The sequence below is a fragment of the Blautia sp. CAG:237 genome, from assembly GCF_000436615.1.
Classification (GTDB): Bacteria; Bacillota; Clostridia; order Lachnospirales; family Lachnospiraceae; genus Blautia_A; species Blautia_A intestinihominis.
This window is the reverse complement of record NZ_FR886653.1, coordinates 1-561: the sequence shown is the minus strand read 5'-3', so window position 1 is coordinate 561 and position 561 is coordinate 1. Positions and strand designations below refer to the sequence as shown.

The window sequence follows — 561 nt, the reverse complement described above, 5'->3', positions numbered from 1 at the left end:
AAGACCGGCATGGCATGATTCTCATATACAAGTTTCGGCCAGCCTCCTGTTTGACCTGATTTTTCCCACAAGCTCAGTCGGGTTTTGTAAGAGGATACAGTTCCCAGCGCATGCTGGATGGCTGCCCTTCTCAGGTAAGAAGGCATCTTTGGAAAATGGAGATCAAAGCTAAAACGAGCCTGATTCTTTTTTGTTGTATGTATCAGGTGCTCCGCTTCATTAAAACGTTTCTTCGTTTCCGGTATCCTTTCCAGCTCTTCCCATACCTGCTCATAAATCTCTGTCAGATAGCCAACGGCAGACCGGTAGATATCCAGCGTCTGACGGATCGGGATATTCTGTTTTCTCAATTCTACGCCATAGCTGGATGTAATCTTCACAGTTGCTTCCTGCCTTTCTGACTTGTACTGGATATAAATAAGTCCTATTTATTCTTTCTTATTCTATTATAACTCTTTTTCGGTCCAATAAAACTCTCTTTTATATTTTTTGTAAAAAATTTGCGCGCCTAACTCATCACTAGTATAATATCTTTTTAATAACTCGACTATATTTAAAACC

At 40.3% G+C, this 561-nt stretch carries 1 pseudogene; it reads right to left on the bottom strand.

The window, feature by feature from the left end:
- Positions 1-380, bottom strand: a pseudogene (locus tag QZL69_RS00485) (IS200/IS605 family accessory protein TnpB-related protein); the annotation flags it as partial.
- Positions 381-561: the final 181 nt, after the last annotated feature.